A 23273-nucleotide genomic window follows, 5' to 3' on the forward strand; every position below is an offset into this window, starting at 1 on the left:
TAATCATTAATGATGAAATGGTTTTCCTGAAAAAATATAAAATCCGAAACAAATCACATGGAATGTAATAATGATCGACACAACCATTGTGACCTTATTATCCGGCCACCACTTGTGCTTTTTATTCCACTTCTCAAATAAATTGTAACCGGACATCACAACTGCATGGTATAGTCCGTAAATAATGTATTGAAGGGCGAGACCATGCCAAGCACCCATCAATAGAAAGAGGACAAAGTACCCAATATTTGATACAGCCATTCGGTTCTTGATCCACTTCTTCTTTGTCATAAAGAACACAAATCTCATAAACACATAATCTCTGAACCAGAAGGATAGCGACATGTGCCAGCGATTCCAGAAGTCTTTAATATTCCGGCTGATAAACGGTTTATTAAAGTTTTCTGGTGATTTAATACCCATGATATAACTCACACCTACAGCAAATGCTGTATATCCAGCAAAGTCAAAGAACAAATACATACTGTACGCATACATATACGTTAACTGTTGAACAAAGTGACTGCTACTAATGTGATGAATATTCATGAGAATATATGTGTGAATGAGATAACCAATAATGAACTTATATAAGAACCCAATAAAAATTTTATGAATCCCTGCATATAGAAGGTCACTGTACGCTTCTTTTTCAGGCGGTGTATCCATATCCTTTTCAAACCGGCGATAACGATCGATTGGACCTGATGAAATCGTCGGGAAAAAGACGATGAAATAGACCAAACGGTGAATCGGAATTTTCTTTTTAATCAAGCCGTCTCTCGTCTCGATAATTAACTGAACACCTTTAAATGTTAAGTACGAGATCCCCAAAAAGCTCAGCCAGTTCATTGGCGGCGGTTGATGCGGCTGATGAGTTAAAAAGAACGGTAAAATCTTTGATAGTACAAGCGGCAAAATCGATGCCACCACTGCCATATAGAAGACAGACGCACGGTTCGCCTTCAGCCGGTACGCAAGGTATAGGCGGATGATCAAGACTTGCCACACTGTAAACAAGAACAGCAACAAAGCGCCATGTGCATCCTTTGAGAAAATAAGCGCGAGTGCCACAACCGTTGCAAACATGTTGTAGCCCTGCATTCTTTTGCCGCGAAGACCAAGAATCATCGTCGGCAAAAGAAGAATACCAATTAGAATGAAGAAAAAGAATGAACTAAACGGAATCATAGAAGAACCTCTTTCGCGATTCTTTTACGGTCAACCTTCCCGTTTGGCGTCATGTACAGCTGCTCAAGGTAGACAAACTTTCTTGGAATCATGTACGCAGGAAGTGAATCCGCCATTTCTTTCTTAATCGCACTTGTCAGCTGATATTCTTTTTCAAAGGAATGCTCAGTTGGGACAATTGCTGCAATTAAGTACTCCACATGCCCGTTTGGCTGGAATGGCACAATCACACAAGCATTGACATACGTTGTCTCGCTCACATGATATTCAATTTCTTCAAGCTCCATCCGGTATCCATGTAGCTTAATTTGATAGTCCAGACGACCGTGGCACGTAATCAAACCATCCTGCGCCACACCTGCGTCACCGGTGCGGTAAGCAGGGCGTCCTTCGTATTCAAAGAACACTTTATCCGTTAAGGCTTGTTCACCTAAGTAGCCTCTCGTGACGCTTGGCCCCACGATGACAATTTCCCCTTTTTCCCCATCAGGGAGTGTCTTGCCTTCTTCATCTAAAATGACGATATCTGTATCCGGTTTGGCATAACCCACTGGTAAAGAATCGTGCTGATCAAGAATGGCCTGGGTGACTTCAATCGATGTGATCGCAACAGTTGCTTCAGTCGGACCATACGTATTAAAGACCTGCGCCTTAGGAAAACGCTCAAGAAGCGCGCTTGCTACAGAGACAGGAAGTGCCTCTCCGCAGAACAAGAAAACTTTCAACTCTGGTAAAAGCTCCCCTGTAAAGGAAGGATCCATTAAGCACATTTGCACAAAGGAAGGTGTTGATGTCCACACTTCAACGTCAGATTGACCAAGCGCTGCAAACATATCCTTTGGCTTATTCACAAGATCTTTCACTAAACAGTAAAGCGTGCCGCCTGATTGAAGCGCTGGATAGAGATCCATGACTGATAAGTCAAAAGAAAACGGCGCTTGATTTAAGAACGTGCACCCCTCGCCGATTGGGAAGTCGCTGCACATCCATCCTGTAAAGCTTTCTAAATTGCTGGCTGTTACCTGAACGCCTTTCGGTTTTCCGGTACTGCCAGACGTATAAATAATGTAGAAAACATCATCTTGTTGAACCCACTGCGTGGATGGCGGTGCTTCTTTTTCAAGCGATAACAGCGATGCCGCACTCTTTACTTCAATGTGTTCTTCTACCTCTAATACATTCTGCTCATTTGCACAAATCAATAGACTCGCTTTTGAGCTTTCAATAATTGAGACGATACGTTCAGCAGGTATTGAAATGTCGACCGGAATATAGGGTCTGCCTGATTTCACAGTGCCTAAGAAAGAAATCAGCATCTCTGGCTCCATATGACCGTATACAATGACAGGTGCACTGTCAGTTGCGACTGCACCGATCGCACCAGCCATTTGGTCTGATAGACGCCAAAGCTCATCATATGTGATCGAAGCATGTTGAGAAACAAATGCTGGCTGTGTCGGTTTCGTTTGTTGGTATTCATGAATCGTGTGTAATAGTTTCATAGTTTAATCTCCAATTAAAAATCGTTGTAAATGAATGATCCCGTATTTGCTGTATGGAATCCGTAAATAAAGAACAATAATAGCAAAATAAGTAAGTAAAAGCTTGTATATCCTATCCATTTTACAGACTTATTTTCTGATAGCTTTTTGAATAGCATATTGATAACCTCTTTTCTTTTGACACTTATAAAGACGCATGGATCATCAAAAGAGTTTCATATCAAAACATAAAAATTTTAAGAATTGATGAAAAAAAGATGTCCAAAGTATGAACGTGTCTTCGGGCAAAGCTGTCTTATTGTAACAAAGATTTAATGTAATTGAAATGAAATGGAAGCTTAAATTTGCCTTAAAATTGCCGAAAACTGTCGAACAAACGTAAAAGCCACCTAGTTTGACTAGATGGCTTTGATATCAATTACTTCGAATTTGTGTGAATTTTATTTATCTAGAGAATATCTTTTAATAGCTTCTTCTGGAGACGTTTCTTTATCGAACACAAGATAACGACTATAAACTTCTTTTAAATGTACTGTTTCTTCTAAATTATCTACTAATTCAAAGGTATCTAAAATTGCAACTACTTTATTAGTAGTCATTCCCCCCTCTGAATTTTCATAAGTTTCTTCTGGAAAGTTTTCGTATATGATACTTTCAATTTCATCTGGCTTTTTTGTTTTTATTAAAAAAATCCTCTCTTCAAATATTTTTTCAGGGCTTAATCGTGGCGAAGTTGTTGATTCAAATAAAACTTTTACAGAATAAATATCGTACATAAATTATCACCTTTCATTTCATTTCTTCTTAAACCTGTTGTCTGTTAACAGTTTTTTAGCTTTTTTAGCATTCTTTTTTCCTTTTTTTGCGTCTTTGTTGATTTGTTCTATCGTTTTATTTAAGTATTCACTTGGAAACTCTTTTCTGATTGACCCTTTTCTATTCTTAGAGATGAATTGGTCTGCTGTCATTTTATGATGTTTGACAACTTGAGCCTCCCAAGAGTTTGAAGAAAATATCATACCACCTACAATGACAGCACCAGTTGCTAATACTGCAGCTTGTCCTAACCCTGGAATAAAGAAGAAAGGAAGTGGGATGGCGAATTTAGTTTCTGCAAGTTGATCAGGATTTAATTCTCCTTCAGATGATACAGAATCATTTGTGTTAATTACAACAGTTTCATTTTCTGTTGCCTTTGCTGGTGCTTGTAAAACAAAGGTAAATACGGATAGAGCTAATAGTGTGGAAATTATTTTTTTCATCATGTTAAATACTCCTTATAGTTCATTAGAAATTTAGTTGAATAAAAATATTATATTATATCAATTAGATTTTCAATGATTTTAAGGTAAATTTAAGAAAATTTGTTTTATATTAACGTCTATGTGAATATTCCCTACATTATATCTTGATAAGAACCCCTGGTTTAATGGATTTCTCATCAATCCACTATAAGAAAATCCGTCACAAGACAAGCAGGTTCCCCGTTTTCATCTATCCCCCAAAAGCTTGGATACATCCCGTCACCGAAGCCTGTTGTAAACATGGCAATGTCCACTTTGTTATGAAAACGGGTGACAAGCCAGTCCCATGTATGCTTGTAGTTTTGCTCAAGAGGCTCTGCAAATTCCTCATAAAGATAAAAATAATTATCCTCTTTATATTGCTTAGCCTCATAAGCTTAAAGATATTGTGCTGTCTCCGCATCCATGAAACAACCCATCCCCTTATTTACACCGTAGCCAAAGAACTCGTCTTCTTTTAATTGTTTGAGTTCCTGCCCTGCTCGTGTGGCAATCTCCCATTCTATTGCTTGCTCGTTTGTAAACTTGATCATTGCATAGGCTACGCGTTCGTCTCCGCTTTCTAACCGCTTAACCATCAGTAGAATAGGATGTTTCCCTAGAGCCACCTTCCTCGTAAACGATTGGTTCCCTTCTGAAACAAAAGGATCACAGGCAACGATATGACCGCTTGTGATCTCAATATGGCCAAACTGTTTTACAAATAATTGATCACCTTCTGAGCTGCTTTTGTTCTCTCCATTTTCAAAAATTAAGTTTGTTGGATCGATGTTGTACAAGGGATCATTCCTCTCATTGTTTTTATGAGACGTTTGGGATTATGTATTTTTCTCTGTTTTGTCTTTTGTTCCTGTTTTATTTTCTCCCTTTTAATCCGTCAATAAAAAATCTGAAACAAGACAAACTTCATCTCTATTCTCATCTATATACTTGTCTTTTTTCACCTTCATTCAAAAGAAAATCACTCAATTTGATTTTGTAAATGCTCGAATTTCTTCATACTCGGTTCATCATCTCCTTCTTCTGTGTGATATCTTTCCACTCGTTTAAAATCATCTTTTTGTTACGACCTAGCCTATCTAATGAATGTATGTTTAACGTACCTCCTTTTCGCAAATGCAATTTCAAAGCTTGGTATTGAGTTATATTGAAGTCTTTCCCGCTTTGCTTATCGATATGAATATCACGCTCATCAATTCCAAGAGCATACATACTATCCAGTTGTCGTGCTTCATTTTGGTCTTTGCTACTTACTCTAACGTATACAAATCTTTGTTGTCCATAATTGATTTTACCTTGTTATTTGATACTGTAATCGTAACATCTTTGTATCTGGACCCTTATTCTGCCGTTTCACAGAATACGTCGCAAAGTTGTACCTTTTGAAACAGATAGCTTATCAAAAACAATGTGATAGAGGCAACGGTATCTTTTCTTTGATATCACTTATAAGGTTACACCCTCTGCTATCGATATTATTATCGAACTTGAATAAGGTTTTACTGCAATTCTTATTGCTTTATCATGCTAAATCATATTGGTTATGTGAGTCGTGTCGGAAATTTACCGATTATCAGTTTGTGAATTAGAGTGGTTCTGTATCAAACCAATACCACAACTTGGCATGTATGCAATCATAAAAGACATCCAATTATTTTGGATGCCTTCTTACAACTATTTCACTTGTTCTTGTAGCATTTCTTTTAGCAATTCAAGAGCACTTTCTTCACTTGGATCATTTGTTCCAATTTCGCCACGAAAAGCTTTAGATAAAATAGAATTTTTTAATTGGTCTAATTTCTCCTCAAGCAAAAGCAAATTTCCTGTTGTTTCTTCCATATCTAATAATTTTTTTACCATATTAATTATAACCTGTCTTTCTCTGTATGGAGCAATTGGTAATCTAATATTTTTAATATCCTCTAAACTTAAGACTGGTCTTCCAATTCCATATGCTCTGTTTTCTAGTTCACCTCCACCTCCACAGGTCGATAATAAGCTTAAGTGAACATATTGAGCCATGCTTTTATCTATTAACTTAGTAAGTGCAACTGATTGACTTACATAAGCTTCTGGAATTATTTCTTCAACGATAGCACATTTCCCGACATTTGCTCCTGTAATAGTTGTTAGTAAATCAAAAGGTTCTACTAGGCTTCGTTTACCTTCTACCTTCTCTGGAAGTAGTACATACGCAACATTTGCTAAATTTAATTTATTTTTATTAATATCTTGGGTTCTAATAAAATATGAACCGTTATCAGCATAGTATTTAGACCAATCTCTAGAACCACTCGTTACATAGTAAGATAGTTCACCTAATCTAGCCCATTTCCATCCTCTAGGTAAATTAAAAGGTTCATCATCCTCATTAACAGACTTAACATTCAAAGTATTGGATTTAATCGGACTTGATTCTTTATCGGCCCTTAACCTATCTAAATGTTCTTGCACCTCAAAAATATCAATATCAGCATTTTCTTCTCTCCACTTCCTAGTCAATTCCCCACGAAATGCCTTATCCAAAATAGCCGCTCGACGAAGTTCAAACGTTTCCTTCGCTTCCTCAATCAACTGCTTTGCTTCATCAATTTTACTTATAAGCCGCTCTACTTTGTCAGCAATCCGTTTTTGCTCGTTTATAGGAGGTAATGGCAATGCAATTTCTTTGCATTTACTACCTGAGAGTTCCTTAAATGTTGTGCCACTTGCCATAGATTCTAAATAGGTTGTGGAGAATTTTAAATACCAATATAAATATTCTGGATAATAGGCGTTACTTGGTAGAAAACTTTTAAACCCTTGATTTGTACAAATATCATTAGAAGCTATTGTAACGTATCCTATTGGTGCTCTTGATGAAAGTAACACGGTGTTACTAGGCAATATTTTAGCAGAACTGTTAGCTAGACCAACTTCAGTTATATTCCGCTTTCCTCTACTAATATACATATCTTGATATCCCGAAAGATCAGCGGGTGTTAACCATGGTATATCACCATCTTCAAAATATTCTTTTACTGTAGATTTAGGTGTTCCACCCCCTATTACATCTGTGATAGAACCAGTTTGTGTCCATATCCAATTTTCAGGAATTCCAAACCGTTGCTTCTCTTCTGGTACTATTGCTTCTTCCAATAACTCCTCAATGGTCTTCTTTTTCTTACTCACTGTTTGACCACCTCATTCTCTTCAACAGCACGCAACTCCTCAACCACTTCATTTAATAACCCCATAGCCTGCTGAAGTTTCGCAATTGCTTCTTCTGCTGATTCAATTGGATCTGGTAAGTTGTCATAGGAAGATAATGATTCATCTGCAATCAATCCGATATCTAAAATGTCACCTTTTTTTGCAATTTCTTCTCGAGTAAACACATTCCAACGCTCATCTTCCACTTTTGAGCGGTCTTCTGCTACATATGCTTTCATGAAGTGTTCAAAGTGTGCCATTGTTAGCTGATTCCGTTTTCCGAATGACTTCATATTGGTGCGGAGATCGTATACCCAAACATCCTTTGTGTTATCTTGGTCTGTTGTTCCTCTTGTGAAAAATAAGACGTTTGTTTTCACACCTTGGGCATAGAAAATCCCCGTTGGTAAGCGTAAGATTGTATGCAGATTGCATTTATTCATTAAATCACGTCGAACCTGTGCACCAACCCCGCTTTCAAACAAGACATTATCAGGTAATACAACTGCTGCGCGTGCATGACCATCGTCTTTTAAAGCGTTATAAATTAACTGTAGAAAATTAAGCTGTTTATTGGAAGTTTCAAACGTCAGGTCATCACGGGAGACGCTCTCCCCACCTTTTTTCGTCCCAAATGGTGGATTGGTTAAAATGACATCAAAGTTTTTCATCCACTTTCCATTACTAGATAATGAATCCCCTTGTTCCAGCCGCCCTTCGATATCATGAAGTAATGCATTCATTAGAGCAAGACGATGAGTCCCTGTGACGAGTTCCATTCCAGTAAACGCTTCTTTCTTTTGGAAAACGCCCAGTTGTGGATCTAAATCATAATAGTTATCTGTCTTATTTTTCAAATACTGGTCTGCCGCAATCATAAAACCAAATGTACCAGCTGCAGGGTCATTGCATCTTTCTCCAGGTTTAGGGTCAATCAGCTGCACCATTACATCAATTAATACACGCGGTGTAAAGTATTGGCCAGCACCTGATTTTGTTTCGCTTGCGTTTTTTTCTAACAAGCCTTCATATAAATTACCTAAACCTTCTTCTTTTGCGTTGTACCAATCAAGGCCATCAATGGTTTTCATAATTTTCTCTAGGTTCTTGGGTTCTGTAATACTAGTAGCAGCATCACTGTAAATTAGACGCAGCCGCTCATTTTCACTGCTTCCTAATTCAAGTAACAATCGCTGATAAAATGTTTTGAGTTCTACCCCTTCTTTTTCTAGCAAATCATCCCATCTATATCCTTCGGGTATTACATTTTCTGTTTGCTGTTCTTTCATCATTTTTAAAAATAAAATATAGGTTAACTCCGTGACATATTGTTGATATGTAATACCGTCATCACGAAGCACATTGCATAAATTCCATAACTTTTGAACGATTTCTTGGTTATTCATCCTTTTTCCTCCTGAAAAGCTTCTAATCTATTAAATCAAATTTGATGATTTTTAGTTGAAAGCGAACCTTTTCATTATAACCCAAAAAAGTGCCTCAATGAAGAGGCACAGTCGTTAGCTGATATAAAGGTTCTCATTGATCGTATTCACAATTTGATCAATATGATCACCGAACTCACGTTTCAGTAATTTGTAGCCACCAGACGTTCTAAAAGGTTCTTCCGAGAATGCCTCTTCTGCGGTAGGCGCAAGAACAGGCACTTGAAGTAATTGCTTTTCTATTCTCTCTAACCATTTCTTTTGTCTTGGCGTCCAATCATGCAGTGAATACACTTTGTGCATTGCCTGTTTAATACGTGATTCATGGTCAACGAGCGCTTCACCTAATGCAGCTTGGCGAATAAAACTAATAATATCTGCTGCAATGTCTTCATTTTTTGTCTGTTTCCAGGCTGTTTGTAAATGTGATTGTTTAAAACCTTTTGTTTCTAAAATCGTCATTAGTTCTCGTAAATCTTGTCTTGTTAGATCTTTTGGTCGTGTACAAATCAGATGCAAAGCGGGAATTTCATTGATATTTTCTTGGATAAATCGAACAAAACCATCCAGATAATCTTCTGGTCGCTTGTTTCCTTCACCATACCCACGAATGACGTGTGTTACTTCATCTTCCTTATCAGATATATAGCGTTTTTCACGAGTCACTTGGTACGTTTCCATGTATTCAAATAGGATATTATGCTGTGTGGCTTCTTGCGGTGAGTATGTTTGAATTTCTTTCACCCATTCATCCACATGTTTTCCATTTGATAATTCTTCAAACTTTCCCATGCCTTCTTCGTCAAATATTTGTTTGCGACGTTGGATTTTTGCTACTAATTGATCACGATAAAACGAAGCTTCCTCATCAGTCGTTGCATTTACAAGAGAATCATACAAATCACCAATACGAAAGTTTTGTTTCTTCACAACTGGTTTCATTTCTGTATAATGTTGCAACTTGTCATATATTCCAACGGCATCGTAGATGTTAAAGTGTGTTTTCCCAATCTCTGGGCAGAGACGAGTCGCACGGCCAAGCATTTGATCATAGAGGATACGAGATTGTATTCTTCTTAAAAACACCAAATTTGTGATCGGCGGCACGTCAATACCTGTTGTGAGCAAATCAACTGTAACAACGACATTAGGTAGTCGCTCATTTTTAAAACGTTTAATGGCATCTAATGGCTTGTAGATATATCCAGTAATTTTCATAATGGCATCATCTTCAATGTCATCACCACGTTCTTTAAATGCTTCTTTTAATAAGCGAACAACAAGATCTGCGTGTTGATCAGTAGCTGCAAAGATGAGCGTTTTTTCTTTACCTGCAGGGTCAATATAATCAACTAATTTATTTAAAACTGCACGGTTAAACGGTTCTGTAATGACTTTTTTATTAAACTGCTCCACTTCAAAGTGCACAGTATCTTCTAACTTTTCTAGTTGAATCTCCCCTTTAACAACATCATACACTTCTACTTCCTCATCTTTTTCAAAGGTGATGCCCACTTGTGAAAGTTCTGTTTTAAACAAATAAGGGGGCTCATGGTCCACTAGATATCCGTCCAACACTGCTTCGCTATATGAATATTTAAAAATTGGCATACCGAAAATGTCTGTTGTATGTAGAGCAGGTGTTGCGGTAAGCCCTAAACATGCCGCATCAAAATAATCGATAACGCGCCGATATTGACTAATATAATCATTCTGATCACGGAACTCTAATTCTTCCTCTGTCATTTCTCTATCACTTGTATAGCCTCGATGCGCCTCATCTACAATGATGAAATCATATTGCCCGACGCTTGGAAGCTTTTCGCTATCGTTATAAAAAAGTCTGCGAACCATTCCCTGCACGGTTGCAATCTGCACCTTCGTTTCAACTTCCGGTGTGAGATCGCCTAATGACTTCACATCATATATATCAGCAAATGAGTAACCTTCAATTTTCGTATCTTTCAGTGAATCCTCTGTTTGTTTACCGAGTGAATTACGATCGACAAGAAAAAGAATGCGGCGACACTTTTTAGACTTAATTAAGCGATACATAAGCGCAATAGCGGTACGAGTTTTTCCAGTTCCTGTAGCCATTGCAATAAGCATTCTTCTGTTTCCTTCTTTTAACGACTTTTCTGCAGCCAGAACCGCATTCTGCTGATAGTGACGCAATCCAAACTTCGTTATATCCTCTTCTTCTAGACGCTTATCCGCATCCTTATCATCTTGGCTAAGAAGAAGCTGTAAATCTTCGGGTGAATGCCATCCTTCAAGCGGACGTGCATGTTCAAATGGTTTGCGTGAATCCCAGAACCAAATGCCCGATTCCTCTTGAAGCTGTCTTAAATAAGGGCGGCCATTCGTTGCATATAAGAATGGGATTTGATAATCACCCGTTGTTGGTGTAATCTGTTCATCTTCTATTTGCACGACATTTTTCGCGTACACTTTTGTTTGACTATCTAATGCCCCAGGAATCGTTTTCTTTTCTGCTTTTGCTTCAATGAAACCAACAAGCTTGAGTCCAATAAACAATGCATAATCAACCCAGCCGCCATCGACCTTCCACTCAGCAATGGCCATATGTTTGTTTTTCTCTGGTAGCGTCCTGTTTTTTTTATAGTTTAGTAAATTCGTGTCTACTTCCCATCCAGCAGCACGTAACTTCTGATCAATGATGATACGTGTTTCATCTTCAGTCAGCTGCTGCCTACGCATGAAGTTTTTGGACGCTTTTCTACGTTTCATTTTCTCATCTGCTTGCTCTAATTCAGCTTGATAACGAATTGCCTCTAATTCTTCTTCAAGCTGTCTCACTTTCACTTCATACTCTTGTTGGAGCTGTCGTGTATCTATTCCTGTTTGTTTATTTGGCTCTATGTACTCTGGAGCTTGAAAATTCCAATCACCGTATACCTCCATAAACCAAGTCGACAAACGAAAAGCCAAATGCAATAAAGATTTCGCTTCTTCTGTTTTTTGATAACCCGCTTCGTGCATAGCCACATTCCCTTTACGACGAAGCGTTTCAACGATATCTATTAACTCTGGTTCAAGTATTCCTTCGCGACGTAATATATTGATGCGCTCTACTTGTTTCGTGCCATATGCTTCCTTAATATTTTCAGCGGCTAGAATAAATTTTGTCAATGTTTCGGCAAATAAACGTAGTTTCATTACTGTTGTATGTGGGTCATGATATACATTTTTCTCAGCTGTTTCTCCTAAATTGGAAAGTACTGCCCACTTTCCTTGAAAAAATGAAAAATTGCTATTCATCATTATCACCGTTTCCCAAAAGGTTTTATATGTTTATTATACTATATTTATACAAAAATTAGGTAGTCTTAATCCACAACTGACAAAGTTAAGTGGCATGGATGTTTAATCAACAAACTCCATGTCACTCTTTTTGTGCTTTTAAACTTTTATCGGCAAACAGAATATTATTTCGAATAATCAGCAAAATTTGTCGAAAGAAAAATGCTCTCTTAATTAGAAATCGTTCAACACTTTATCCTCTTCACTATATCTCGCTACTGATACTCTATAATCAAAGAACAATAAAAAACCCATGATTTCATGAGTTTCTCATCAATCCATTATTAGAAAATCCGTCACAAGGCAAGCAGGTTCACCGTTTACACCCAGCCCCCAAAAGCTTGGGTACATCCCGTCACCGAAGCCTGTTGTAAACATAGCCTCTTAAAATAGCTTATTATTTCTGTGCTCTTGGGTTAATAACGTTTTATTGTTAGTTGCAAATATTTTTTGTTTATTTTCTCTTCTTAGACTTTTTTGCTTTTTTATTTACTGAAGCATTCAAGTTTTTCTCTAAAAGATAGCTATAAAAAAGTTTTTCTAATAATTTATAGTTTTTGTTCGAACTTAAAATTTTTTGGGCATAATGTATACCAGTATACAAAAAAGCTCCGACAACCATTACTTGAATCCCAAGAATCAACCATAAACCTAGAACTTGATTGAACTCTTCATCTTTTAGAGATGGTTCTTCAACAGCAGTATTTATAATAAGAGTAAACCAACTCGCGATCATCGAAACTAGAATAGAAGGAATAGAAATTTTCAAAAATGTTGTTATAGAAGCTTCTCTTCTATCTTTATTTATTTCTTTTAGTTGAGGCAATATATATTTTTCAATTTGAGTTGTTGAAAAATTATGTTTATTCAGCTTTTCGTTAAAAGCTGAATAAATAACATTTTTTTTTAACTCATCAAAAGTCTTAAAGCCTGACAATTCAGAAAAATAATTCAAACCTTTTATTATACAGTATATAGCTATAAATAATAGTAGCAAGAAAACAATCACAACTGCAATCAAGAATACTTTTCCATGTGAAAATTTATTTAAGAGGAAAATAAATAATATAAATACAATTAAACATGAGACTATTTTTAATATACATTCCACAAAAATTTTGGTCTTTTTTTGCGCCTTCATTTCCGATTCTTCTTTCACTTCATTTAAAAAAGGAGAATCTATTAATAAGTATTTCATTGTATTCACTTTTCTCACTTCTTGTTTAAGTTCAAATAAAATATCATCTATATCAATCAAAATTTCATCACCTCTATTTCTATTACGAAAAAAACAAATAAAAGTTTCATCTAATTTAATATAAGAATGACTATCCTAGGGATAAAACAAATCTTTAAGAACTCTCTAAATCAATATTTTAATTATATTCATAGGAAAGATCAGAACAATATTTAATAAATACTAACAAAAAAGCCAGAAACATTGTTTTATCAATGTTTCTGGCTTTTTAACGGTTTTAAATAAATACGTCCCAGGAGAGATTCGAACTCCCGACCGACGGCTTAGAAGGCCGTTGCTCTATCCTGCTGAGCTACTGGGACATGTTGTTATGTAGTGTGCTTTGGCGTATTACCTCAGCGACAAGATTTATTATATTACTATTGTTCTTTAAAGTCAACGGTTTTTCGAAAGTTTTTTCATAAGGGGCAAATGCTGCACCCTTATGAAATACCTTCCAATGTGACAGTGTTCTCGAGGTCTTGTATGACGTGACCTTCGTCCGTGAAAAACTGTACGTTTGCTTCGCTTCCATCTAGTGTCAGTATAGCATAGCTGCGCTCTTTGCGCACTCTTGGCAGGTGCACGCTGCCTGGGTTAATGAGGAGTTTTCCTCTTAGCAGTTCACTGCCTGGGATGTGCGAGTGGCCAAAGCAGATAATGTCTGCGCCTAGCTCTTCTGCACGGTAGTAGACTTGAAGCAAGGATTGTTTGATGCCATGCAGATGTCCGTGAGTGAGAAATAGTTTTCCGCCTCCATCCAGTGGGAGCAGGAGCTCTTCTTCAAAATCGCCCATAAAGTCACAATTTCCTTTGACGACTTTGTATCCTTCGAGTGCTGGGTGGTTCGTTTCGAGTTCTGAATCTCCGCAGTGAATCATCATGTCCACTTCAGCCGCATGCCGTTTGGCAATGGTTTGAAGTTCGTCTGTGAGTCCATGACTGTCACTAATGATGAGTATCTTCATGGCTTCATTCCCCCTTATTCATTTGCGTCTAGCAGTGATGAAAGCTTTTGAAGCGCGACCGCTCGATGGCTGATCTTGTTTTTTTCCTCTGGTGATAACTCGGCCATCGTCTGGTCTTTGTCTTTGACGATGAAAATTGGGTCGTATCCGAAGCCGTTTTCGCCGATCGGTTCTTCTGCGATGAAGCCTTCTACTGATCCTTCTACCGTTTTTGTTTCTTTCCCCGGTATACTGACAGCCAGGGCACATCTAAATCTAGCAGTGCGGTCTTCTTTTTCGATGCCTTGCAGCTCATTCAGCACCTTTTCCACGTTCTCGGCATCGTCTTTATGCTCGCCCGCGTATCTCGCTGAATAGACGCCAGGTTTTCCGCCAAGGTAATCAATCGACAGACCCGAGTCGTCTGCAATCACCATTTCACCTGCTTTGGCTTGAATGGCCTCGGCTTTGATGATCGCATTTTCTTCAAAGGTATGTCCTGTTTCCTCAATCTCTTCCGTAAATCCGATGTCCGCTAGTGTTTTGACCGTGAATCCTTTTGGCTCAAGAATGGCTTTGAATTCTTTCGCTTTGCCCGTATTGTGCGTTGCGATGATGGCAGTTTTCATCCTGATCAAACCCTTCTCTTTATTCGATAACTTCTCCTGTCACTGCTTTTTGCTTTTCAATTAATTCTTTGATGCCTTTTTCGGCTAAATCAAGCAGTCCGTTTAGTTGTTCTCTTGAGAATGTCGCTTCTTCGCCAGTGCCTTGAAGTTCAACAAAGCGTCCAGCACCTGTCATGATGACATTCATATCCACTTCAGCTGAAGAATCTTCTTCATAATTTAAATCTAACAGAAGTCCCTGTTTAGAATCAATTCCGACGGATATTGCGGCTAAATAATCAGTGATCGGATTTTCTTTCAAAACGCCTGCTGATTGAAGCTTTTGAATCGCTAGTGTCATGGCCACAAATGCACCTGTAATAGATGCTGTGCGTGTTCCGCCGTCTGCTTGAATGACATCACAATCAATCCAAATGGTGCGCTCACCAAGCTTTTCTAAGTCAACGACTGCGCGCAGAGCTCGTCCAATTAAACGCTGGATCTCCATTGTACGTCCTGTGACTTTTCCTTTAGATGATTCTCTTATCGTTCTTTGAGCCGTTGCTCTAGGAAGCATGCTATATTCTGCTGTAATCCAGCCTTTTCCTTCTCCTCTTAAAAAAGGAGGTACGCGGTCCTCGATAGATGCGTTACAAATCACCTTCGTATTTCCCGCTGAGATTAAGACAGAGCCTTCTGGATGCGTGATGTAGCCTGCCTGTATTTCAATTTTTCTTAATTCGTCGTATTGTCTTTCATCTAATCTCATGTTTTACCTCCGTTACAATATACATTCCGCGCGGGTGTCAGCGGGGTTCTCCTATTAACTTTGACAACCTCGATCCGTTCTAATCGCTTGGAATAAAAAAGAGGCAGCGAATGTGCATGCCTCTTTTTCTCCATTATATCAATGTGTGACGTTAAAAACTACCTGTATTCACTTGTTCTGGTCTTGAAACTGGCTTTGTGAGTTCTGTTCCTTTTTCGTTCACAAGCTCTGCCTTTCCGTTTACCTTCACAGACACGCTTTTCACATCTGGCAGCTCTGTTAATGTCAGCACAATGCTATCAAGAACTTTTTGTGAAATGACTTTTTTCTTTTCATCTGCACTGCCAAAAATGGATTCATTGAAATCTAGTGTCACATGACCGTCTTTTACTTTCGGGACATCATTGAGCTTCACATCTTGATCAAAGTCTGTCAGCAATTGGCTTGTTTTGCTTGGCCCAGAGACGAGCTCATCAATGGCTGCTGTAATTGGATCATCATCGTCTTTTGGTGCTCTTTTGGTCACCGGGACATAGTACGTCTGTTTGTCAGATTCAGCTAAATAGTAGACGGTCACAGGCTTTGTCGATGTCATATCAGCCGCAGCCTCGTGCTGAATATTAATGCCGTCCTCTCTACTTAAATCATCTGAAATCGGCGTCCCATTCACAGGCATCTCTTTTAATTCATGGCCATTCATCTTTAATTTGACTTTGGCTACTGAGTCAAACTGCGTTAATGTCCAAGTGACTGATTGCAAAATGCGCTGTTCGTCTTCTTTTTTATAGTTTTTGAATTCATTTGAGAAATCCACAACCGCAGTGCCATCTTTAATATCGACAGATACGCTCGTGTCCGCCGGCAGCACGGCTCTGAATCCATTTGGCATCAGGTTAGAAATCGGTCCCCCGTCTACGAGGTATTCAAGTGTTTGTTTCGCACTTCCTTCGTTTTTCGGTAGCGGAATGGATTGAGACACAACATATCCATTTTTATCAATTAAATATAATTCTCTCATGACGGTATCTGCTTGCTTCTCTTCTTTTCCTTCTTTCGCTGTTTGTTTCTCTTCTTTATTTTCTTTCACAAATGTGACATTTTGTGGTGGATCAATCTCTGTTTTCGCTTGGTCTGTTTGAAACAATCCGCATCCTGATAAAAGCATGGCTGACGCAATACACGTAACAGCTGCTGTAGTTCCTTTTTTCAGCATACTTCACCCTCCTCTAGTGGTTTGTACTAGTATGTATACGAGCTCCCTCAGAGGATTAGACCCTTTTCATAAAAAAATAACCCACTTCCATGAGAAGTAGGTTATTGCTGATATACGTGTTCAAGCGAAACCGTTTCGACCTTTCCTGGCAGGTAGCCGAACCAGTCTTGAGCGATGTTTTGAAAGTTTTGCTGCTGCCCTGTTGTATAAAAAGTATGAACAGGCTCTTCCTTCGAATCATTTAACAGCCCTTTATATGAAAGAATTGTGCTCGCTTCTCTCGCTGTCTCATCTCCTGAAGAAATGATGTTGACGCCACTGCCCATAAAGCGCTGAATCGGTTCTTTTAAAATCGGGTAGTGTGTGCAGCCAAGAATAAGCGTATCAATGCCTGTTTCTTTCATCGGTTCAAGAGAAGCTTTTACGACTTCATCTGCTGTATGATCTAAAAACGTACCGCTTTCCACAAACGGCACAAGCATTGGACATGCCAGGCTTTGAACAGTTAGTCCTGCTTTTAAAGAAAGCAGTGCTTCTTTATAGGCCTCACTTTTGATCGTATTGGCAGTGCCGATGACACCAATATGCTGATTGTTTGTGACCTTGATCGCTGTGCGGGCTCCGGGCTGGATCACGCCAATAACCGGGATATCAAGTGTTGCTTTAATTTCATCAAGTGCTATCGCCGTCGCAGTGTTACACGCAATGACTAGCATTTTAATATGGTGATGTCTTAACAGGTAGTGCGCCATTTCCCATGTATATTGAAGAACCTCTTCTTCTGCTCGAGGGCCGTATGGACATCGTTTTGTGTCGCCTACATAAATAATTTTTTCTTTTGGCAGTTGTCTCATGATTTCCTTCGCAACGGTTAAACCGCCTACGCCGGAATCAATCACGCCGATGGGTTGATCCAACAAAATCGCCTCATTTTCTTTTCATTTGCTGCTGTAGTTTCGTTAAAGATTGGTTGAAAACGATGGCTTCTTCTTCTGAGAAAGCCCCTAGAAGTTCACTGACGTATTCTTGGCGTTTGACAATCACTTCTTGAATGATCCGCTCACCTTCAGGCAATAAATGAATGCGAACCACGCGGCGGTCAGACGGATCTTTCACCCGTTCAACAAGTTCACTTTTTTCCATTCGATCAATTAAATCGGTTGTCGTGCTGCAAGCCAAATACATCTTTTGTGATAGCTCACCTATTGTCATATCTCCGAATTCATAAAGCCACTGAAGCCCTACAAATTGGGGAGGTGTAATCGTATATTGATTCAGAATTTCTCTACCTTTTTGCTTAATGATTGCAGCAATATGGCGCAATGATTTTTCAATTTCTGCAACATGGCCTGACTCATTCGTTTCCATTTCATTGATACCTCACTATAGCATCTCACTTTGATTAAAACGTACATTCCTATTTTCCTCGTTTTTCAAAGAAATTGCAAGAAGAGACTCATGGAAACGATATAGAAATAACCGGCTCCTCCCTGGTGCGGAAGGAAAACCGGCTGACGTTAGAGCTCTAGCTCACCCATACGCAGAAGCTCGACTACGGCCTGTGAACGACCTTTAACTCCTAGCTTTTGCATGGCATTTGCTAAGCGTACCTTTTGCAAATCGATATCCGTGCTGTCATTTGAATCTATAATAGATGTTTATTTTCCCATTTGGATCAATAACGATACGATCAATCAGCTTTTCAAACACATGCTTTAAGTCTTTTTCTCTATCCTCAAGTTCTTGAATGACTGCTTTCATTTCGATGATTGAATTCTTCTCATTTTGTACATGTTGTAATGAAAATAAACTCTGTTCAAGATTTGTTATTTTGGCCTGAATATCGTTCCGTTTACTTTGAAATTCGGCTTTTGTAATCATTTGATCTTCTAAGTACAGTTCTAACAATCTTTTGTTTTGTGTCTCTAAAGATTTCAATTCTGCCTTTATGGCTTTAATTTGTTTTTCCTTTTGTTCAAGAGCATTTTTCTTGAAGTCGTGTGAAATGCCCTCTGAAAATGTAATGAGATTTTCAACCACAAAATCTCGAAGTTCTTCATATTTGATCGGAACGTGATTCACACATCCATCTTTCCCGGACCTTCTGAAGTTACTACATTTTAGGTATTTCCAATAAGTTCGCTCTCCATTTTTCTTGTCTCTATGAGTTTGGATGATCACCATTTTAGATCCACATTTCCCACAAATAATTAACTTTCTCAACTCATTCCAAGGTGTGAATTTTCTCTTTTTATTGACTGTTTGTTTATTGTTAGCTTTTTCCCAATCTTCTCTAGAAACAATTGGTGGACAAAAATCTTCATAAACAGTCCATTTTTCAGGTGGATTTCTAATGAATTTCTTTCGTCCATCTACCTTTATAGTCGTATGTCTATTAGCAATGTGAACTCCACAATAAATAGGGTTTTTCAAAATAGTCTGTACCGTTGTGAGCTGCCAGTTACTTCTTTTTCTAGGCGGAGGTATTTCACCAGCTTTACACTTCTCCTGCAAAGCGTATGTAACTCTTTTCTGGCCTAATCCCTCGTTGTTATATAAATGGAAGATTAACCTTATGACCTCTGCTTCATTTTCATTAATAACGAGGTATTTCCCCTCTTTCATATAACCATACGGTATTCTTCCAGAATGCTCTCCTCGTCTGGCCTTTGCTGCAAGTACCCCACTTATGTTTACGGACATAGATTTAGGTAACTGCTCTGCGAAAAGGGCCGACATTTCAAATTTCATCGAAGCTTTGCTTTCGTACAGGCTATCATAATCTTCTTCAAGCGTCACTACACGAACACCGTTAGATACTAAAATCTCTCTAATGTAGAGGGCATCTTTCAAATCCCTGGCAAGACGTGTAATGGATTTGAAAATAACCATTTTTATTTCTTTCTTTTCAGCCAATGAAAAAATGTATTTCATTGCTGCCCTATCTTCAAGGACTGTTCCGCTGATACCATCATCTAACAAAACAGAACGGTCATCCCATTCATAATTGTGTTGCTCAATCCAATATCGACAAACGTCAATTTGGTTTTCCTTAGAACTTATTTGCTCGTCTCGGTCTGTCGAAACCCTTGTATAGACCTTGTAAGGGTAATCGTCATATTTGATGATTTCTTCAACTGATTCTTTGTGGAAATGCATATAACACACCCCAATTGTGAATTGTTCTTACTAAATTATAACATTTCAACCACCAATTCCATAATATTCTCAATTCGGAAAAAACATTATTACCTCTCTTCCCAACTGAATAATATGGTAGACTTATTTGGAAAATATTTGTTTTGGAGGGTTTAAATTGAAACACATTTCACTTTTTTTCATAATTATAATAAGTATCACTACATTAAGTGCATGTAGCAGTAACAATACAAATTCAAAAGAAAAAGATTCTGAGGCCATTGAGATTGAAGAAAATAATGAATCTGAAGATGTTGATAATACAAAGAAAAACTTTAATTTCACAATTGATGAATTCGTGAGTGCATATAACGAAGTAGATTTATCTTTTGAAAATGAAAAGATTAACTTTGATGAAATTGGAGATTATAAACTCTCTGATATAGCAGGGGATCAAGTTTACACAAAAGATTTATTGATGCAAATTGACGACTTTGGCGGCACTTTTAACCTGCAAGCATGGCATGATTCAGATAAAAACTTCTTTCGCCTGAACATATTTACAACCGGATCAGGAAATATATCATCTGAACAAGGAATGAGAAATACATTAACTGTGCTTCATATACTAGGTATTGACTTTAAACACTTAAATGATTTTTTAAATAATGATAAAGAGTCACTTAGTATAATTGACGGCGATTACTCTGTTCAATTAACTAAAACTCCTGACATTTCATTAATATTAAATATTGAACCTAAATAAATTCTTAGGTGTGGTATGTTTTTAAATTATTATATCCCCTTCAAATCCCCTTGAAGGGGATTTTATTTACACTTATAATCGAACATACATTCTTTTTGTAGGAGGGTGCGCCGTGACCGATCTTGAAAGGAAGCTTTACCGAATCATTTACAACATGAGCAGATTCAGCAAGAATCCCTCCATCGAGGATCTGAAAAGGAAAACGGGCAAGGATGAGCCAACGATCCGTAAGGCTGTTAAAAACTTAGTTTCTCGTAAGGAATTGTCTTGGAATAAGGAGAAAAAGGAATGGCAGTTTAAATAATAATGAAAAGAAATAAATGAGGGATGCCTCGTATAAGTAATTTAGGGAATGTTATTCATTGAAATTCAAATCACTGGATTTTTTTTGAAATAAAAGATGTTTTTATTGACTATAAAGTAAAAATTGATATGATTTATTTATGGTATCATATGTGGTGCCCCCTTCATAGTATAAGGAGAGGAACGGATGTCAAGAATAGAGAAGATGTTTTCAAAAATTACACGTAGCCCAGCCAATACAAACTGGCACGAACTAAAAACATTAGCTGAGTACTATGGGTGTGAAGTTGAGGATGGTGCAAACCACAAGAAAATTTATCACCCATCCTTAAAAAGGCCTCAAACAGTTCCTGTTCATAACAACCGAGTTAAGACTATCTATGTGAAAAAGCTAATAAAGCTTATTAAAGACATTCTGGAGGAGGAATAAGAATGTTGAAAGAATTAGATTACTACATGTCCTTGAAGTATAAAATTGAACTTAGTGAAATATCAGAAGAAGATGGAGGTGGGTGGCTAGCTACCCATCCTGAATTAGAAGGCTGCATGTCTGATGGAGAAACTCGAGAAGAAGCTATTCAAAATTTAGACGATGCTAGAAGAGAGTGGATCGACTTCTGTTTAAGAAAAGGTCTTTCAATTCCTGAACCTAAACTTGAAGATGATCAAGAATATAGCGGCAAATTCACATTACGAGTATCAAAAAGTACTCATAAAAAACTAGTTGAAAAATCTGAAGAAGAAAATATAAGCTTGAATAATTTGGTGAACCAATATATTACTGAAGGATTATCTGGAGGGATGATGCAAACTCTTTTCCAAAAATCAATTAAACAAATACAACAAGAAAAAATAAATGTAAGCATTAAATTTGCAAATAAAAGTATTAAAAATATAAAAGATTCATCAAATGATAATTGGAACAGTCTTCCTGATGGATTATCTAATTTAAAACAAACAGGAACATATAATAGATTTTTACGTACACACCATTCAAATAGGTTAAACTTCTTTAACTTAGAAGAAGAGGATGATTATAAATATGAGCAATAAAAATATAAATGTGGAAATGCAATTTATAGAAACTAAACTTATTAAATTAAATTTTGATTATAATGATTCACAAACAGAAGCTGCAGAGATTATAAGAGAAAATAATATAAAAGATTACGCATATGATAAAGAAAATGAATTGTTATTTATAGAAATAGAAGATAAAATATCTGGTCCTTTTAATTTGAATATAGTAGTAAAAGGTGTATATAATGTTTCATTCGATAGTGATGATGAGGAATTACAAGAAAGAAGTATTGCAAAGTTGTTTGAAAGTACAAAGGAATTAGCAAAATTATGCTATCCTTTACTTGCTGAAACCACTTTACTAACTGGCCAAATATCTGGAAAATCTATAGGAATGCCAATTATAATTAGACCAAAATTACAAGAAGATGATGATAAAGAATGACCCCTCAAATATGAGGGGTTTTTACTTTTAACTGAACATATTTCGTGGCAGCTGTGATATACAATCCTGATTTAAGCTTATACATTTTCGATCCATTAACCGTCACAATCTTATCAATCGTAAATGCTTCACCCGGCTTTACTTTTTTGTGCTTTGCTGTCCACTTCGGCTTATCATAGACCCATAGCCATCCGTCGGCATTCGGCTTCACTACGGCCATTTTAACGCCCTTTGGTGTCGTTTCTTTTTTAGGGCTTGTTTTAGATGAAGATGAAACCTTTTTTAAACCGACGGCTGCCGCGATACCTTCTGCATGTCCCTCGGCCAACAAATCAAGGAAAGATTCTTGTTTGAGCAGCGCAGCATCTTCTTTACGATCAATGAATAGATTCTCTGTCAGAATCGCTGGCATTTTTGTTTCTCTTAACACCGCAAGATTTTTAGACTTTTTCCCGCGGTCTGATGTTTTTGCTTTGATCTTGTTATAAATGAAATCATGCACGGTTTTTTGCTGTTTGCCAGTGCTGGATGATGCAGATAACTTGTCGTAACGAAACGACTCAAAGCCTGTGCCACCAGCTGCATTGATATGGATTGAAACAAAATAATCAGCGCCCCAATTATTTGCAAGCCTAGCCCTTTGAGACAGATTAATATAAACATCAGTTGATCGTGTGAGCTTAACTGATGCCCCATAAACCTTTTCAAGAATCGTTTTAGTTTTCTTTGCAATCTTTAATACAAGATCCTTCTCTCTCAAACCATTTTCTGCTGCGCCTGGATCGTGTCCGCCGTGTCCTGGATCAAGCATAATTTTCTTTGTCATGTTCATCTACTCCTTAATTTGTTTTTATATAGAAAAAAGCCGC

General features: G+C 37.6%; 22 protein-coding genes, 1 tRNA gene and 3 pseudogenes. 5 read left to right on the forward strand and 21 right to left on the reverse strand.

The features are described from left to right. Positions 1-6: 6 nt before the first annotated feature. The 20 genes and pseudogenes from dltB to NSQ17_RS13080 all read right to left on the reverse strand — a co-directional run bounded on the left by dltB (position 7) and on the right by NSQ17_RS13080 (position 19891). On the reverse strand, positions 7-1191 hold the full coding sequence (dltB, locus tag NSQ17_RS12985) for a D-alanyl-lipoteichoic acid biosynthesis protein DltB (protein ID WP_035391213.1): 1185 nt from the start codon (positions 1189-1191) through the stop codon (positions 7-9). Further along, entirely contained in the window at positions 1188-2693 is a 1506-nt protein-coding gene (gene dltA, locus NSQ17_RS12990) for a D-alanine--poly(phosphoribitol) ligase subunit DltA (RefSeq protein ID WP_342467474.1), read from the reverse strand. The genes dltB and dltA overlap by 4 nt, the downstream gene beginning before the upstream one ends. A gap of 14 nt (positions 2694-2707) precedes the next feature. Further along, positions 2708-2857, reverse strand: coding sequence for a teichoic acid D-Ala incorporation-associated protein DltX (locus NSQ17_RS12995; RefSeq protein ID WP_024427820.1), 150 nt, complete (start codon positions 2855-2857; stop codon positions 2708-2710). Positions 2858-3133: 276 nt separating this feature from the next. Beyond that, a complete protein-coding gene (locus NSQ17_RS13000) occupies positions 3134-3469 on the reverse strand; it encodes a DUF4288 domain-containing protein (RefSeq protein ID WP_079920222.1) in 336 nt (111 codons plus the stop codon). Positions 3470-3487: 18 nt separating this feature from the next. Further along, the gene (locus NSQ17_RS13005) at positions 3488-3958 is read right to left on the reverse strand and encodes a hypothetical protein (RefSeq protein WP_216894800.1); all 471 of its coding nucleotides are present in this window, start codon (positions 3956-3958) and stop codon (positions 3488-3490) included. A 176-nt stretch (positions 3959-4134) separates the two neighbouring features. Next, positions 4135-4776: pseudogene (locus tag NSQ17_RS13010) on the reverse strand (DUF4241 domain-containing protein). Positions 4777-5020: 244 nt separating this feature from the next. After that, positions 5021-5287, reverse strand: a pseudogene (locus NSQ17_RS13015) (recombinase family protein); the annotation flags it as partial. Positions 5288-5671: 384 nt separating this feature from the next. Next, positions 5672-7168, reverse strand: a complete 1497-nt coding sequence (locus NSQ17_RS13020; RefSeq protein WP_342467475.1) for a restriction endonuclease subunit S — start codon at positions 7166-7168, stop codon at positions 5672-5674. Further along, on the reverse strand, positions 7165-8595 hold the full coding sequence (locus tag NSQ17_RS13025) for an N-6 DNA methylase (RefSeq protein ID WP_144667245.1): 1431 nt from the start codon (positions 8593-8595) through the stop codon (positions 7165-7167). The genes NSQ17_RS13020 and NSQ17_RS13025 overlap by 4 nt, the downstream gene beginning before the upstream one ends. A gap of 114 nt (positions 8596-8709) precedes the next feature. Then, the gene (gene hsdR, locus NSQ17_RS13030; protein WP_216894806.1) at positions 8710-11916 is read right to left on the reverse strand and encodes a type I restriction-modification system endonuclease; all 3207 of its coding nucleotides are present in this window, start codon (positions 11914-11916) and stop codon (positions 8710-8712) included. 496 nt (positions 11917-12412) lie between these two features. Then, positions 12413-13216 (reverse strand): hypothetical protein, encoded by an 804-nt coding sequence (locus tag NSQ17_RS13035; protein WP_216894810.1) that lies wholly within the window; start codon positions 13214-13216, stop codon positions 12413-12415. A 228-nt stretch (positions 13217-13444) separates the two neighbouring features. Beyond that, positions 13445-13518, reverse strand: a tRNA-Arg gene (locus tag NSQ17_RS13040). A 120-nt stretch (positions 13519-13638) separates the two neighbouring features. Beyond that, complete coding sequence (locus NSQ17_RS13045) at positions 13639-14163, reverse strand: metallophosphoesterase (protein ID WP_008345914.1); 525 nt, start codon at positions 14161-14163, stop codon at positions 13639-13641. 14 nt (positions 14164-14177) lie between these two features. Continuing rightward, the gene (locus NSQ17_RS13050) at positions 14178-14780 is read right to left on the reverse strand and encodes an XTP/dITP diphosphatase (RefSeq protein ID WP_342467476.1); all 603 of its coding nucleotides are present in this window, start codon (positions 14778-14780) and stop codon (positions 14178-14180) included. A gap of 10 nt (positions 14781-14790) precedes the next feature. Further along, positions 14791-15519: a ribonuclease PH gene (gene rph, locus NSQ17_RS13055; protein ID WP_024718627.1), complete on the reverse strand. Its 729-nt coding sequence runs from the start codon at positions 15517-15519 to the stop codon at positions 14791-14793. A gap of 151 nt (positions 15520-15670) precedes the next feature. Continuing rightward, positions 15671-16732, reverse strand: coding sequence for a GerMN domain-containing protein (locus tag NSQ17_RS13060; RefSeq protein ID WP_035701809.1), 1062 nt, complete (start codon positions 16730-16732; stop codon positions 15671-15673). 101 nt (positions 16733-16833) lie between these two features. Further along, complete coding sequence (racE, locus tag NSQ17_RS13065; RefSeq protein WP_089374140.1) at positions 16834-17652, reverse strand: glutamate racemase; 819 nt, start codon at positions 17650-17652, stop codon at positions 16834-16836. Positions 17653-17659: 7 nt separating this feature from the next. Beyond that, entirely contained in the window at positions 17660-18100 is a 441-nt protein-coding gene (locus tag NSQ17_RS13070) for a MarR family transcriptional regulator (RefSeq protein ID WP_007501606.1), read from the reverse strand. Positions 18101-18249: 149 nt separating this feature from the next. Beyond that, positions 18250-18336, reverse strand: a pseudogene (locus NSQ17_RS13075) (hypothetical protein); the annotation flags it as partial. 31 nt (positions 18337-18367) lie between these two features. Then, positions 18368-19891, reverse strand: a complete 1524-nt coding sequence (locus NSQ17_RS13080; protein ID WP_342467477.1) for a recombinase family protein — start codon at positions 19889-19891, stop codon at positions 18368-18370. A gap of 157 nt (positions 19892-20048) precedes the next feature. Between NSQ17_RS13080 and NSQ17_RS13085 the strand changes: the two genes are divergently transcribed. The 5 genes from NSQ17_RS13085 to NSQ17_RS13105 all read left to right on the forward strand — a co-directional run bounded on the left by NSQ17_RS13085 (position 20049) and on the right by NSQ17_RS13105 (position 22404). After that, a complete protein-coding gene (locus NSQ17_RS13085) occupies positions 20049-20636 on the forward strand; it encodes a hypothetical protein (protein WP_342467478.1) in 588 nt (195 codons plus the stop codon). A gap of 112 nt (positions 20637-20748) precedes the next feature. Then, the gene (locus NSQ17_RS13090; RefSeq protein ID WP_342467479.1) at positions 20749-20940 is read left to right on the forward strand and encodes a helix-turn-helix domain-containing protein; all 192 of its coding nucleotides are present in this window, start codon (positions 20749-20751) and stop codon (positions 20938-20940) included. Between the two features lie 186 nt (positions 20941-21126). Continuing rightward, complete coding sequence (locus tag NSQ17_RS13095; RefSeq protein WP_342467480.1) at positions 21127-21369, forward strand: hypothetical protein; 243 nt, start codon at positions 21127-21129, stop codon at positions 21367-21369. 2 nt (positions 21370-21371) lie between these two features. After that, positions 21372-21992, forward strand: coding sequence for a type II toxin-antitoxin system HicB family antitoxin (locus tag NSQ17_RS13100; protein ID WP_342467481.1), 621 nt, complete (start codon positions 21372-21374; stop codon positions 21990-21992). Next, the gene (locus tag NSQ17_RS13105; RefSeq protein WP_342467482.1) at positions 21982-22404 is read left to right on the forward strand and encodes a hypothetical protein; all 423 of its coding nucleotides are present in this window, start codon (positions 21982-21984) and stop codon (positions 22402-22404) included. The genes NSQ17_RS13100 and NSQ17_RS13105 overlap by 11 nt, the downstream gene beginning before the upstream one ends. A gap of 4 nt (positions 22405-22408) precedes the next feature. On the opposite strand, the gene NSQ17_RS13110 is transcribed toward NSQ17_RS13105, so the two are convergent. Then, positions 22409-23230, reverse strand: a complete 822-nt coding sequence (locus tag NSQ17_RS13110) for an N-acetylmuramoyl-L-alanine amidase (RefSeq protein ID WP_342467483.1) — start codon at positions 23228-23230, stop codon at positions 22409-22411. Positions 23231-23273: the final 43 nt, after the last annotated feature.

Source organism: Bacillus sp. FSL W8-0629, from assembly GCF_038593225.1.
In the GTDB taxonomy this organism is placed as follows: Bacteria; Bacillota; Bacilli; order Bacillales; family Bacillaceae; genus Bacillus; species Bacillus altitudinis.